Origin of the sequence: Mesorhizobium sp. M0991 (genome assembly GCF_040318915.1) — a bacterium.
Taxonomy (GTDB): Bacteria; Pseudomonadota; Alphaproteobacteria; order Rhizobiales; family Rhizobiaceae; genus Mesorhizobium.
Window position 1 is genome coordinate 1 of sequence record NZ_JAMYNE010000065.1, and the last position, 13,361, is coordinate 13,361.

General features: G+C 59.1%; 8 protein-coding genes and 7 pseudogenes. 4 read left to right on the forward strand and 11 right to left on the reverse strand.

Annotation, left to right across the window (positions count from 1 at the left end; genetic code table 11):
• Window positions 1–251: 251 nt before the first annotated feature.
• The 5 genes and pseudogenes from NKH70_RS34665 to NKH70_RS34685 all read right to left on the reverse strand — a co-directional run.
• Entirely contained in the window at window positions 252–1,889 is a 1,638-nt protein-coding gene (locus NKH70_RS34665) for a GMC family oxidoreductase (protein WP_353027381.1), read from the reverse strand.
• A gap of 474 nt (window positions 1,890–2,363) precedes the next feature.
• Entirely contained in the window at window positions 2,364–3,047 is a 684-nt protein-coding gene (locus NKH70_RS34670) for a hypothetical protein (RefSeq protein ID WP_353027382.1), read from the reverse strand.
• A 146-nt stretch (window positions 3,048–3,193) separates the two neighbouring features.
• A pseudogene (locus tag NKH70_RS34675) lies at window positions 3,194–3,298 on the reverse strand (IS630 family transposase); the annotation flags it as partial.
• A pseudogene (locus NKH70_RS35970) lies at window positions 3,271–3,474 on the reverse strand (IS630 family transposase); the annotation flags it as partial. The pseudogenes NKH70_RS35970 and NKH70_RS34675, both read right to left, overlap by 28 nt.
• A gap of 133 nt (window positions 3,475–3,607) precedes the next feature.
• Window positions 3,608–3,767 (reverse strand): annotated as a pseudogene (locus NKH70_RS34685) (IS630 family transposase); the annotation flags it as partial.
• A 71-nt stretch (window positions 3,768–3,838) separates the two neighbouring features.
• Here NKH70_RS34685 and NKH70_RS34690 point away from each other — a divergent pair.
• Both NKH70_RS34690 and NKH70_RS34695 read left to right on the forward strand, forming a co-directional pair.
• Window positions 3,839–4,873, forward strand: a complete 1,035-nt coding sequence (locus NKH70_RS34690) for an IS110 family RNA-guided transposase (RefSeq protein WP_353027383.1) — start codon at window positions 3,839–3,841, stop codon at window positions 4,871–4,873.
• A 483-nt stretch (window positions 4,874–5,356) separates the two neighbouring features.
• A complete protein-coding gene (locus tag NKH70_RS34695) occupies window positions 5,357–5,788 on the forward strand; it encodes a GntR family transcriptional regulator (RefSeq protein ID WP_353027384.1) in 432 nt (143 codons plus the stop codon).
• A 909-nt stretch (window positions 5,789–6,697) separates the two neighbouring features.
• Here NKH70_RS34695 and NKH70_RS34700 read toward each other — a convergent pair.
• The 5 genes and pseudogenes from NKH70_RS34700 to NKH70_RS34720 form a co-directional block, all read right to left on the reverse strand.
• Window positions 6,698–6,811, reverse strand: a pseudogene (locus NKH70_RS34700) (insulinase family protein); the annotation flags it as partial.
• Window positions 6,812–7,173: 362 nt separating this feature from the next.
• Window positions 7,174–7,950: a class I SAM-dependent methyltransferase gene (locus NKH70_RS34705; protein WP_353027385.1), complete on the reverse strand. Its 777-nt coding sequence runs from the start codon at window positions 7,948–7,950 to the stop codon at window positions 7,174–7,176.
• A 364-nt stretch (window positions 7,951–8,314) separates the two neighbouring features.
• A pseudogene (gene nifH / locus NKH70_RS34710) lies at window positions 8,315–8,508 on the reverse strand (nitrogenase reductase); the annotation flags it as partial.
• Between the two features lie 321 nt (window positions 8,509–8,829).
• A pseudogene (locus tag NKH70_RS34715) lies at window positions 8,830–9,024 on the reverse strand (IS630 family transposase); the annotation flags it as partial.
• 431 nt (window positions 9,025–9,455) lie between these two features.
• Entirely contained in the window at window positions 9,456–10,358 is a 903-nt protein-coding gene (locus tag NKH70_RS34720) for a LysR family transcriptional regulator (RefSeq protein ID WP_353027386.1), read from the reverse strand.
• A 134-nt stretch (window positions 10,359–10,492) separates the two neighbouring features.
• Here NKH70_RS34720 and NKH70_RS34725 point away from each other — a divergent pair, with 134 nt between their 5' ends.
• Together NKH70_RS34725 and NKH70_RS34730 are read left to right on the forward strand one after the other, a co-directional pair.
• The gene (locus NKH70_RS34725; RefSeq protein WP_353027387.1) at window positions 10,493–11,830 is read left to right on the forward strand and encodes an aromatic ring-hydroxylating oxygenase subunit alpha; all 1,338 of its coding nucleotides are present in this window, start codon (window positions 10,493–10,495) and stop codon (window positions 11,828–11,830) included.
• Between the two features lie 90 nt (window positions 11,831–11,920).
• Complete coding sequence (locus tag NKH70_RS34730) at window positions 11,921–12,988, forward strand: 2Fe-2S iron-sulfur cluster-binding protein (protein WP_353027388.1); 1,068 nt, start codon at window positions 11,921–11,923, stop codon at window positions 12,986–12,988.
• A 43-nt stretch (window positions 12,989–13,031) separates the two neighbouring features.
• Here the strand turns inward: NKH70_RS34730 and NKH70_RS35975 are convergent.
• A pseudogene (locus tag NKH70_RS35975) lies at window positions 13,032–13,162 on the reverse strand (Tn3 family transposase); the annotation flags it as partial.
• Window positions 13,163–13,361 lie beyond the last annotated feature (199 nt).

A 13,361-nucleotide genomic window follows, 5' to 3' on the forward strand; every position in this document is an offset into this window, starting at 1 on the left:
ATCACAAGGTGTCCACCTATTTTGGTGGACACCTCATGCATCAGAGCACTCAACAGCAAAAGGTGCGGGGAAATTCGCGCTTACCATCGGGCGAACCTCCCTATCCGAAAAAGGAGCACGTGCGTTCAGCTGAACCGAATACCGGATACCTTCCCTAAGCGGCCTTCTCTCACCAGTCCGTCCTTCAATCGAGAAGTCGGACTCCCCTAATCCCAGATGGAGGAAACTACCGGTGGCAGGTCACGGACGTACTAGTCGCTGAAGTGGCTGGTCGCCGACGAACGGATGATCGATGACGCTTTCTCGGCGATTGCCATTGTTACCGCATTCGTATTCACAGACGACGCTGTTGGAATGATCGACGCATCGACAACTCGCAGGGCCCTCACTCCGTGAACCTGGAGTTTGGGATCGACAACAGCTCTTTCATCAACCCCCATCCGACAGGTGCTTGAGAAGTGAAGAGCAGACGCGCCATATTCTCGTGCATAATCTAGAAGCTCCGCGTCGCTCGTTATGGAAGCGCCCGGTAGAGTCTCGCAAACGCTAAATCGAGCGAGCTCGGGCCCCTTAAACAGTTCGCGCGCTAATCTTATGCCTGAGAGGACGACTTCACTGTCCGACTGGGCCGAGAGATATCCGAGCGATATTGCGGGAGCCACATTCGGGTCCGCGGAAACGATGGCCACGCGTCCACAGCTTTCAGGAAAAGATTGCCACATAGCGATTGTCATGCCTGGCGCCAGCTCAAGTTTGCCCAAACCAGCGTAGCTGCCTGGAGTGAAGCTCAATTGGAGGTCAGTAGGGACCACACTGTCCCTACTTCGAGCGAAGAGAACTGCATTGCTCGCCCCTAAGGACATGAGACCTCGCCCGAGCAGGACATATGCCAACGACTCGCGCAAGAGTCGCCATCCCCATGCCCGCTCATTGAGCGTTACGCAGCCTTGAACTCGGTGTGCGACTCTAACAAGGAAGTGATCCTTCAAGCTTTCGCCAACACCAGGCGAATGATGCACCAACGGGATACCGTGGCACGATAGAAGGTTGGAAGGCCCAACGCCGGACAACTGCAATATTTGTGGTGACTTGAGAGCTCCTGCGGCGAGGATAACCTCCCGCCTTGCGTTCACGTGGAATAGATGGCCAGCTCGTATGAATTCAACCCCTATCGCGCGACGATCTTCAAAAACCACGCGCGTGCACAGCGCATTGGTCAGTAGTTGAAGGTTTGAACGTGCCCTCGCTCGGCTCAGAAACGTGCGGGCTGTGCTTGCTCGAAAGCGACCTAGGCGATTCTGCTGAAACCATCCGACGCCGACATCTCGGAGGCCATTGATGTCAGCGATCACGGGAAAGCCGAGAGACTCAGCACTCTCAATGAACGCCGAAGATAGCGGATGACGGACTGCCAAAGCCACCACCGGCATGGGGCCATCAGTTCCCCGGTCCGCAGAATCGCCACCATCGTAGCGCTCAATCGATCTGAAATGTGGCAATAGCCCATCGTAGCTCCAACCCGTGCATCCAAGCTGAGCCCAGCGATTATACTCCTCAGGATGCCCGCGAACGAAGAGCGTTCCGTTTATCGAACTGCTACCACCCAAAACCTTTCCTTGAGGTAGATCGAGGCTCCGACCATTCAGCTCCGAAGACGGTTCACTACGGAATCTCCAGTTGATCGTTTTGTCGTTTTGAAGTTTCAGAAACCCGGCTGGCACCTGAATCAATGGGTTCTTGTCAACTGGACCCGCTTCAAGAACCAAGACGCTGAAGCGACCATCTTCAGACAACCGGTCAGCAACAACACTGCCGGCCGAACCTGCCCCAACAACGCAGAAGTCGCATTCGATGTGGTCGGTTGGATGCAGATCCTGCTTTGATCGCAATCGCATATTCCTTTGATCTGTAGGTGCTTACCCCACGTGGAGCCGCGAAATTCGATGAACTAAGTCATCACACCTCCCGAAGCGCAGCAGCTCGGCCGCGCATCCCAATCGTCGCCGTGGCTCAGGATATCCCTTCTTGGCTTGCTCGACGCCATCTGGTCGCCTCAGGATACATTTTTTTCCCTCGTGCTTAGCTGGTGGGGACAGCTCTCGCGGCTTCTTATGACTGCTTTCCAGAGCCGCCACAAACGGCTGGCAGCCGGATCTCTTTATTGTCACGGCCGAGGCAAACGTATCGTTTGAGGTCTCCGGTGGCGGGATTGTGCTCGGCATCCGCCGGCCGTCAGCTACCGACCATGTAAAGCATGATGTCGCTACGCGGCCGAAGTGGATATTCTGATACAGCCGGTTTCACCACTTGTCGCTCGGGCGGAAGCGCCGGAGCCGCGGTGTTTGGTTGCTCCATTATTTCTTTCACCAACCCACCTCCCATGGCCGAGGCTTGCCGTGAAAGACCACAGCGCGAACGCCGGCTGGGACGCGGCCGAGGCGCTGAACATCCAGTTTGTACGAACACAGTTGACCAGGGCAGATGTCTTGCCACAGGCCCCAATTGACCCCCCGGCAGCTCTCAAGAAACTCCTGATCGCCGCCGCCAGCAAACCGCTCCATGTGGTCCGCGGGTGCGGCCGTGAACGCCTCCCACACCGCCGCCTTGATGGATTGCGGGATCGCCATGATGCCGCTTCCAAGGGCCAAGGAGTCCCCAACGTCACGCATGATGACGGGACCCTCGACCGCCGCCATATCCGCGAGACTGCCGACAATCGAAGTGTCCAGATCGAAAAACAGCCAGTCGTCGGGCAGCTCCGGCCGGAACAGCTCCATCTTCGCCCACCAGCGCGGCCACCCGTATCGGAGCGGTATTACCTCGACCCCCTGTACGTCGACGTCGGAGAAGCAACGGAACTTGGCGCCGGGCAGATGTTCGGCCACCTGATGCAACAGACGGGCAACATGTTGCGGCGCGTAGTCGCCACCCGAGCGGAGGACGAAAGCAACCGTCTTAATACGGCCCGCGCTTGCCTCGAGCGTCATCTTTGGACGGTCTGCAACCGCGGGGCTCGCGCTGGCGGTATTGTATGGGAGCGTGATCATGGGACGATTTCTCCTCAGTCCGTGACGCGTTTGCGGATGACGCTGCATCTCCTGTGCCAAATGAGAAGGTCTTCCAAATCAGTGTGATGGATCCGGCTCTGCTACGTTGAGTGCCCGACTTCGTCGGAAATCGAACAAGCGGGTGGGCCCTGCGGGCGTGGCGCCAGTTCGCCGATCTTCGCCCGCGCAATCCAGCGGATCGCGCTGGACACTCCCACGCCGAACCGCGCCGCCGCTTGCCGCGCCGACATGCCCTCGTCCGAAGGCGGGCCATCTTTGTGGAGAGGCCGGTCTCATCGCTGCGGCTGATCCGCACTGACTGCTCGGTGACGAGCCGCTCCACCATCTCGTTCAGCGTGATGTCCTTGCGCTCCTCGATCAGCCCGACGATGAAGGCTTCATGCGCATCGAGGCTGGAGGCGCGGCGGCGTGCGTGGAAGAGCGCCGCGCGGCGAGCGCTGCCGGGCCGGCGTGCCGCATGGCCATGTGTGGACGCCCCCTCGGGCGCAAGAAGAATCTTTGGTACAGCCTGTTGCGCATGATCGGGTGCTGCCATGTGTTCGGCCTCTCTTGCGGCTCGTCATGGCCGCGGAGGAATCCGGTCCGCCATTCCCGATGAACACGAGCTTCGCCGGATCAAGATCGAGCTGGCCGTCGAACCAGTCCCGGCGCCGCTTCAGGATGTCGAGGCGACCCCTGCTCCAGTGCGTGCGCGGACTTATGGAATGGCCCGCCCTTTCCCCCAGCATCGGGTACAATGCTGATATCCAGAAAGAGAAAGGAACGAGCCAATGTCTATTGTGATCCTCGGGGTTGATCTGGGCAAGAACTCTTGCAGCATAGTTGGCGTCGATGCGGCCGGTGCGGTGGTCGTTCGTCGAACAATGCGCCGGCAAACGCTGATCGACTATGTTACGAAGCTTCCGGCCTGTGTGGTCGCAATGGAAGCATGCTGCGGCGCGCATCATCTGGGGCGCCTGGTTGCGGCGCAAGGTCACCAGATCCGGTTAATGTCACCGGAATACGTTCGCCCATATATCAAGGCGCAGAAGAACGATGACCGCGATGCCGAGGGGATCGCCGAGGCCGCCTCACGACCGACAATGCGCTTCGTCGAACTCAAGAGCCAGGAGCAGTTAGACATCCAGACGCTGCATCGAGTGCGTTCGCGCCTCGTAGCCGAACGGACCAACCTCCTCAACCAGTTGCGAGCGATCTTGCTGGAACGCGGGGTGATCTTCCCGGCTGGCAGGCGAAAGTTCGAGCTTGATTTGGATGGCATGCTAGCCGAGGGCAACGAGACCTTGTCGCCCCGCATGCGTCAGCTGATTGGCGGGCTGCGAACCGAATGGAAGGAGCTCGACGCGAAGATCGGGGCGCTGAACGACGAGTTTGTCCAACTGGCGCGCAACGATGCCGCCACACGCAGGTTGACCTCGATCCCCGGCATTGGGGTGCTCAACGCGACGGCTTTGGTCGCGGCAGTAGGTAATGCAAGCAACTTTGCCAAGGCCCGAGACCTTGGCTCCTGGCTCGGGTTGGTTCCGAGACAATACAGCACGGGCGGCAAGTCTCGGCTGCTTGGGATAACCAACCGCGGCAACACCTATCTGCGCACTTTGCTCATCCATGGCGCCCGCGCGGCATTGCCATCGCTTTCAAAGAGCGACACGCCTATGGGACGATGGCTGAAGGCAATGATCGAGAGAGGTGTGCATCGTAATGCCGTGGTAGTGGCTTTGGCCAACAAGCTGGCGCGTATCGCCTGGGCCGCTTTACGCAAGGAGATACGCTTTGAACGCGGCTACCTGGAAGCGACGGCATAATCGGGTCGGCTACGTGCCATCGCGCACGTAGTCCAACGAGGTTTGCAGGAAGGATCGTGAAGATGGCCTGACAGTTGACCGGCGTTTGGAAAGCCCGATCAAAAAAATGGCACGTGGTGCCGACAGACTTATTGGGGCTCTGAACGCGCGGATTTCCATCTTGGCCATGGGGCTAACCCATGAGACCGTATACGTTGACGCAGACTGATCAGAACACCGTAAAATCCTCTTGCAGACGGGCGGGCCATACGTTTTTTGAATGTCCAGCCGTGACCGCGAAGCCAGGCGCTCAAGGCGCCGCGGCCCGTATGGGAGTTCGAGGATCAGGTCCACATCACTGGAACGCGCTGGAAGCGCTCCCCATGCGCCTGGTTCTCCTGATCCCGCCTCACCGACGTTGCGCCATACCTGTCCTTTGACCTCCTCACGCCGCCAACGGCCTCGCGCCCGTCCCGCTCAAGCGGGCACGACCGGAGCCCGCAGGTGATCTCGATCTTCGAGGTCATGACCGAGCTCGAGAGCATGGCAGCAAGACTCGCCGCCTCGCGGATGTCGGCCGACATGCGTGAGGAGTTGGCGAAGATCCACCGCCGGAGTGAGGCATACGTTCCGACCGAAGATTTCGAGAAGTATGATGTAGCCAATAAAGCATTTCACGAACTGATCTACCGTGGTTCGTGGAACGATTATCTCGAAAGGAGCGTGAAGGACGTCCGCGGTCGCTTGCGAGTCTATCGCAGGTACCCGTTTCAGAAGCCAGGTCGCATTCGCCAATCGTTCTCGGACCATGCCCAGATCCTCGATGCGATATTGAAGGGCGACGATAAGGCGGCTGGGGATGCTATGCGAGATCACATCAGTATCGGCGGACGCGTGTTCGCTGATCTAGTTGCCGAGATGGGACGACGTCCCTGACGAAGAGGCGATCTTCGTGGCATGGTGCCTCCAAACTGCTGAACAACAGTCTCGCCTTATCTCACTTGCATTAAGGCCGAAGGTCATCGGATGGGACCGATGGACGGAACACCTTTAGGCCAGCCTGCATCAGCAGCTCGACACTCAGCAGCTTAAGGATAGCGCCAAACTGTTCGCCAGCGGCCAGTCCTTCAATCGCCAGAAAAAGATCATCAGAGGGCGCCTCGGACGTTTTGCGAAGACGTGCAACGCGTGCACGGATCGCGCGGCGCAGGCTCGACGGGATCAAGTGGCCAAGTCGGGATCGATCAGCAGTCTCAGCTCCGCCGCCCAAGGACTATGCTCGCTCGAAAGCGGCAACATCATCCGCTCGACGTCTATCATCTGATACGCGTAGGGATTGACGGTCTGGACAAGAGTCCGCTCGAGCGGTTTCGCGACGCAGCTCGCCCGTCGTCTTCGAGAAGCCGATCAGATAGAGCAATGGGGCTTTGGGTGCGATGCTGCGCAGATCTCGGCTGATGTCGAGCAGACTCCGCCCGCTCTCGATGACCATCGCTGCGATCGCGATCTGCGGGCGCGTCATTCTTACCGACGAGCAGCGACTCCCGTTGCGGGCCTGCAAACTCGAGCTGGTCACCCTGGAGCTTGATCGCGGGCGATCCCATCTTGCACATCTTGCAATCCTCCGGCGCTCCACAGACGGCAGTATCGCCACGCCGTTCTCGTTGAAGCGAGTGTCTCGGCGTAGATCGCAGACAATGTTCGGCCCACAGTCGGGGGGAGGAACAGCAGGTGCGTCAACTGGTCCGGCGCGAAGCAATGGGCGGCGATGTTTGGAGGCGGGCGAGCCGGCCCGGCAGCCGGCGAACGAAGTCGTCGAAGATATATCCAGCCAGGGTACTACTTCGAGCCGCCGATGGCCGAGACCGCGCGGTCGAACTCGCCTGCGGCATGGTTGGTTGTCGCCGCCTTGAACATCAGATGCTCCAAGAAATGGGCAATGCCAGCTTTGCCCGGCGGCTACCGCTGCCCGCCGTCAACAATTCGGGGTGCTCGCAGGGTTCCAGGTCAAACTACTGAACGGGCTCGAAGCACCAAACCGATGCCGACCTCGGTCCCGGCGCCGCGTGCAATCCTACCGCACAACAGTGCGGGTCGACCACAGGCCAGCTTCATCCTTCGGTGTCGGACCTGTCCGATGGTGAACTACTGAGATGGTTCACATGATGTACAGCGACGGGCGAGGTTTGCCTCTGATCCAGGTCCCTCAATCGCCGAGCAATTTGAGGTCCTTGCCACCTGAGCCGCTGCTCACATAACTCCTTGCGACCATAATCACGATTGCGACAGAACCCTAAAGTATTGGTCGCGACACGCGATTCTCATGATATTTTGTGGAACACCGATATGTATTGCCTAGATGCATTGTCAAATGGGCGCCTCTGCCAGTCTCCGTAGCGCTCGAGAAGCTCAAGTCCGCTGATCTTTGCGAGCAAGTCGAGCTCGGTCGGATAGACGTACCGCATCTTAAGCGGCATCGTCCGGTTCCCGGCGGGCGTGAGCCAAAGGTTTTGAGAAATAAAAAGCTGTTGATTGCGGTCATGTCTGGCAAAGCGCACCATCGCGCGCTGCTCGTCAATATGGATAACCGTAGTTCTTTGGTCGCCATAGGCGCCAGCGTCGGAGAAATCAGAAGTATATGGATAGTCTAAATGCATTACAAGGTGTCCTTGTGGTCTTAGAGATCTCATGACGGAGTCAAAGCAACTGATTTGTTGGTCGACGCTCGCCAAAAGCGAGAAGGTGTTCCGACTACAGTACACGAGATCGTATTGAGTTCTTAGGTCGAACTCTGCCATGTCGCCAAGGTGTGTCGTGATCATATCTCCACTGTTCTTTGCGTGAAGCGAGGCAAGCATCGTCTCCGAGTTGTCGAGACCGTGAACCGAAACTCCTGTCTCCGAAAGGGGCAAGGCGATTTGGCCGTTTCCAACGCCCAACTCGAGTGCGGTTCCGTTTTTTGCGAAGGGCGCGAGAAAACTGACTGCCCGCTCGTTCTCGACTGACGTATTGATCGCTTCCTCATATTCATCATAGATATCGCTCCATATTTCGCCGTAGGCGGTATAAGCGTCCTTCACTTTCAAATGATCGTTCATGACGTATTCCTCACTTACTTGTCCAACCAATGAAACAGGCACCATCCGGGACTTGCCCATTAGAGTTGCATCCACTGGCTTCGTGCTGCCTCAGATCCCACTGCTTCACGCTCGCGAGGACGGGCCTTCTCTTTGCCGGGGCATGATCTGGTCTGCTGAGGTATTCTCACCCAAGAAAATCTGTCTCCAGGTTCGAACAAGGATGGCATTCCAAGTGTTGTGGAACGTTTTTTTGTAAAATTTCGCTCGATATTTCGGAATAGGAGTTCGATGCTGACGTTTCGAAAAGGCTGTTGCGTACCAAAGCTTGACTCGAAGAGGGAGGATTGGTGACCTTCGAGTTGCAGGTCCTACACCGAACTCTCCTTGCCACGAGGCGCAGGACAGTGTTCTGCGCCTCGAGTTCAGGATCTGGCGGCTGGAGTTGGCTTTGGGTTCGTTGCCGACGTTGAGAATTTTCTGTCCAAGGTCGACATGGGCGGCGAGCGTATTCTGGGAGGTGGTGGATTTACCGATGCTCCCCTTCTTATAGATAGCGATATAACGGAGTCCTGACATGATGTTTTCCTTCTTGAGTCCATCCATCGCGACTACCCCCACAAGAAATGGCTGTCGGCACCTGCCGCCGATCGCAACGAAGAGCTTCAAAACTCGTGCCAATTTGCCTGATCGGGCCAAAGAAAATTGCGGTTCCTTTTCAGCTAGTTAGTCTGACGCAAACACGAGATTGGTTAAGCGAGCCTGTGTCGAGGACCCGACAAACCCGACAGAAGGTGTCGGATGGCGTTACTTGCGACCGCTATACGTTGACCATCGGAGAGCCACAACAGCTGGCGACCCTTTCTGGTTCTGTCGCAATCCTGACTATGGTCGCAAGGAGACGGTATGCTCATGAACGCCGAGCTCGGCTGCCACGGACTTGCTGGCAAGGCCATCCGCGCACCGCAGAATGATCCGGCATCGTTCAGACATCGACCGCGCCACACGACGCCGGCGAACCTGACGCTCAAGATAGGCCCGCTCATCCGCACTCAACACCAGCGGCGAAATCGGCCGTCCCGTCGCATTGGCCATCGTCTCACTCTTCTTCAGTCGAAGAGCACAACCCTATAATGAAATGAACTTCAGTTCCAGATGACTAGCCTAAGCCTAGCTTAGCTAGGGGCGACACACGGCTTGGTAGAAGGGTGAAACGCTGACTTGGACTGCACAGGTCCGAGGCGCTCGGAACGGTTCGCGACATAAGCCAGAAATGATTGCGAGAGTTCGCTTGGCGACCACAGCCAACCAACGGCAAGGCTTCATCGACACTAAGCCCGACAGACGCAATTCGCATTGCCATCGTCGACAGCGGCCATAATGGATTAAAGCGATCTATCGCCTCCGTGGGGAGTTTATGGAGGAACTGAAACTGACGGCTGGGCGATTTCCGTCGAGGAGGGATGAGCTTTAGTGTCGTTGCCATAGCTACGCGATTACTGTGGGGGGCCAAACGATCGGCACAGTCAGCGTCGCATGTGATGCTCGACCGAGTCGACAAGTGCCTGCACGACGGCCCGGATGGCATGGCTGGTCTTCTTCCGCGTCACGATGTGGAAAGAACTTTGGTGTCGCCGGGACGTGGCGGTCAGGCGCACCACCCGGCCGCGCCCAAGGTGCTCCTCAATGAAGCCCGCCCAGGCGAGGGCGGCGCCGCGCCCTGCAATGGTCTCATGCATCATCGACAAATAGTTGGTAAACCGTGGGCCCTCGAGTTTCCGCTCGGTGCCGATCCAAGATTCCCAGCTATCAACGGCGCCAGGCTGCGTGGTCGAGTGCAGAAGCGGGACATCGAGGAAAGCCTTCGGGTTCTCGGACGCGAGTGCCGGATACTGCGCAAGGAAGGCCGGCGAGCAGACCGGAAACCACTCGCCGTCGAACAGCTTGGTGGCTACGAGGTACGGCCAGTCCTCGGGCCTTCCGAAACGGAGGGAAAGTGCCACGTCAGGCTGATCGAAGTCCCTGTAGTCGTACGACGTCAGCAACATCACCTGGCCGTTGGGAACCCGTGATGCCACGAGGTCGAAACGGGGCATCAGCCACATCTGTTGCAGGTCGTAGCTGCAGCCGACCACAAAGGTATCCCGATCCGGAGCCTGCAGTCTTTCCACCGCCTGCCTGATCGTGCCGAAGCCGTCGCGTATCGCCACGGCAAGGCTGCTGCCCGCCTCGGTCAGGACGACCCGGTTGCCCCTGCGCGTGAACAGGGCGACCGCAAGTTCCCGCTCGAGATTAGCGACATGCCGGCTGACTGCCGATTGGGCGATCTTGAGCTCTTCGGCTGCCGCCGTCAGCCCGCCATTTCTCGCCGCCGCCTCGAAGGCGACCATGGCGTTGAGGAGCGGCAGCGATGTCTTCAGCGTCTTCATATGCAATTGTCTGCGGCCTGACCCAGGATGCCTTTTTGTTATGATAGCCTCTCATAGCTATATTTGCAATATGGGCTCTTGCGCCGCATACTCCTGATGAAAAGTTATTCTAGCTAGCTAGAAGGAGTCCTCCGGTGCAACCCACGACAACAAGCAAATTGACGCCCGACCGCGCTGCGGTCGTCGATCTGGTCGACCGTCATCGCCCCGGCTGGTCGCTCGAGCAGGCGTTTTATGTCGATCCGGCAATTTTCGAACTCGAACGCGAGTTGTGGTTTCCGCGCCAGTGGTCGCTTGTCGCCCATGCCAGCGAGGTCTCTGAGAAGGGGCGCTATATCGTGCGCCAGCTTTTTGACGAGGAAATCATCGTGGTCCGTTTCGGCGATGGCGAAGAGGACATAGCGGCCTATTACAATGTCTGTACCCATCGCGGTTCGCGGCTCTGCACCAAGGACGGGCGCGGCCGATTGCTGGTCTGCCCCTATCATGCCTGGTCGTTCCGCCTGACCGGCGAACTGCAGACCCGGCAAGACGTACCCGAAGATGTCGACCCGGAGGCGCTGGGGCTGCATCGCGTGCCAACGAAATGCGTCGGCGGCCTGGTCCTCTGCGGCCTCGATGAAGCCAGCCTGCCGGACGTTCGGCCCCTTGTCGACGCGCTGGCCGGCGGCTTGCGCGAGATGGGTATCAACCGGGCCCGCGTCGCCGCCCGCAAGAGCTATCCGACCACGGCCAACTGGAAGCTCGTGGTCGAAAACTTCAGCGAGTGCTATCATTGCCGGCCGGCGCATCCGGAGTATTTCAGGGTCAATGCCCATGTAAAGGTCACCGCGATGCGCGACGAAGGCAAGGCGGCCGAATGGCAGGAAGAACTCGACGCCTGGCACAGCGTCATCGGCGACGCCGAGTTCAATAAGGGTGCATGGGAGCCCGGTGGCCTCGATAAGGTGCAGTTCGGTATGTACCGCAAGCCGATCGGCCGCGGTCGCGACACCCTCTCCGACGACGGCCAGTCTGTGTCGTGTTTGATGGGCGGGCGCAGCGTCTATGACGGCGGCGAGACCGGGTTTAGGCTCGGCCGCCTCTCATTTATCAGCGCGGCAAACGATTATGTCACGCTGTTTCAGATGATCCCGCGTAGTGCGACGGAAACCGACGTAATCCTAACCTGGCTTGTCGACCAGAACGCCGATCCCGGCATCAACACCGACGCGATCACATGGATGTGGGACGTCACCACAGTCCAGGACAAAAAGATCACCGAGGACAATGCCGCAGGCATCTCCTCCAAGGCTTACCGACCCGGGCCCTATACGGAGCTTGAACCTCAGCCGTCCTTCTTCGTTCAGGCATATCTTGCAGAGATGCGCTCCCTGATTACGGACGAAAGCACCGACGCCCCGGTTTGGCAGTTTCCCAGTAAGGGTTATTCCTCGGCGTGCAGCGTGACCCAGGCTGCTGAAGCGGTTTGAGTGGGAAGTCCGCCTTTGACGCTCGAGGTGCCAGCAGGGCGGGCATGCCGGGTCCGAGTGGCTGCGCCATCATTCGCACTGGTTTGCTCTATGCCTCACCAACTGACCGTTAGCCAGATCCGCCGGGAGACGCCGGACGCGGTTTCCATCGTCTTCGACATCCCGTTAGCGCTGAAGGCACGTTTTGTTTTCCAGCCCGGGCATTTCCTCACCTTGGAAGCTGAGGTCGGCGGCGAGTCTGTGAGGCGAGCCTATTCGATTTGTTCCGGTCTCGACGACGGCGAGATCAGGGTGGCGGTGAAGGAGATCGAGGGCGGGCGTTTCTCATCCTTCGTCAACCGTTGCCTTCAGGCAGGAGACGTCCTCGGAGTGATGGAGCCGAGAGGCCGATTTGTCTTGCCGCCGGCACCGAAGGCGGGTCGTATTGTGCTTGCGGCGGTAGCGGGCTCCGGCATTACTCCGGTTTTGTCCATCGCGAGCACCCTGCTTGCCCGCGAGCCGCATAGCCGCTTACTCCTGGTCTGCGGGAACAAGCGGCGACAAGACATTCTCTTCCGGACGCAGATCGCCAAGCTTGAGCAGGATTTCTGGCCGCGCCTGCTGGTGCGTCACGTTCTTTCGCGCGAGCATGGCGGGCCAGGTTTCGGACAGGGCAGGGTCGATGGCGACACGCTTGCCTCCATCCTCGGCGGATGGGCCGTGCCGGTCTCGGTGGTCGATTATGCGCTGTTGTGCGGGCCACCCGAAATGGTCGCGAATCTGAGCGCAGCATTGCAGAGACAGGGGCTGGCCTCCGACAAGATCCTGGCTGAGTCCTTTCGTCCCGCCGCCGCCAGATCAGAACTGCGGGACATCTTGCTCGAAGCGGATGCCTCGACGCGGCATGTCGAAATTAGGCTGGGCGGCCGCAGCACCGTCATTGATGCCCGTCCGGGCGAGACTGTCGTCGATGCTGCCCGCCGGAGCGGGCTCGAGGTCCCATATTCCTGCGGTGGCGGCACGTGCTGTTCCTGCGTCGCCAGGGTCGTCGAAGGCGGCGTCGAAACAGAATCCGATGCCGCGCTCGAACCATGGGAACGGGAGGCAGGTTTCGTGCTCACCTGCCAGTCGCGACCGGCTGGAGATCGCCTGGTTGTGGACTACGACGCCACATTCTAAGCGCCCGTCGCAGCCGGCGACCGCTCTGCGTCGCGGGCGTGCAGTGCACGATGGCGCTGACGACCAGATTGAAACCAGAAGCGCGGAAAGCTTGGCTCTCGAGTGGGCGGTCACGGATTTCACCGCGCTCGTGTAAGAACACATCAAGCTAACTTCGTGCGCAGCCTCGCCTTGATACGGCCGGCCTGACCTCCTGGTCATCGCGCTTTCGCGCGATGCTGTTTCTGATCCGCTTTCCCTGCGGCGAGGGGGACGGGCGGCGCGCCTTTCTCGGCCCGCCGCTTGAGCTCGTAGAACTGGTACACTCTCCCTCCCTCGGGGAGGGCTCCTCGAGCGATTAGCTTGACGGCATATCCATTTGCCTTTGCCAAGT

Excerpts from the sequence above, each read along its gene's own strand:
- NKH70_RS34730 (WP_353027388.1), top strand. The coding sequence starts at position 11,921 with ATGCCTCACCAACTGACCGTTAGCCAGATCCGCCGGGAGACGCCGGAC.
- NKH70_RS34670 (WP_353027382.1), bottom strand. The coding sequence starts at position 3,047 with ATGATCACGCTCCCATACAATACCGCCAGCGCGAGCCCCGCGGTTGCA.
- NKH70_RS34705 (WP_353027385.1), bottom strand. The coding sequence starts at position 7,950 with ATGAACGATCATTTGAAAGTGAAGGACGCTTATACCGCCTACGGCGAA.
- NKH70_RS34690 (WP_353027383.1), top strand. The coding sequence starts at position 3,839 with ATGTCTATTGTGATCCTCGGGGTTGATCTGGGCAAGAACTCTTGCAGC.
- NKH70_RS34720 (WP_353027386.1), bottom strand. The coding sequence starts at position 10,358 with ATGAAGACGCTGAAGACATCGCTGCCGCTCCTCAACGCCATGGTCGCC.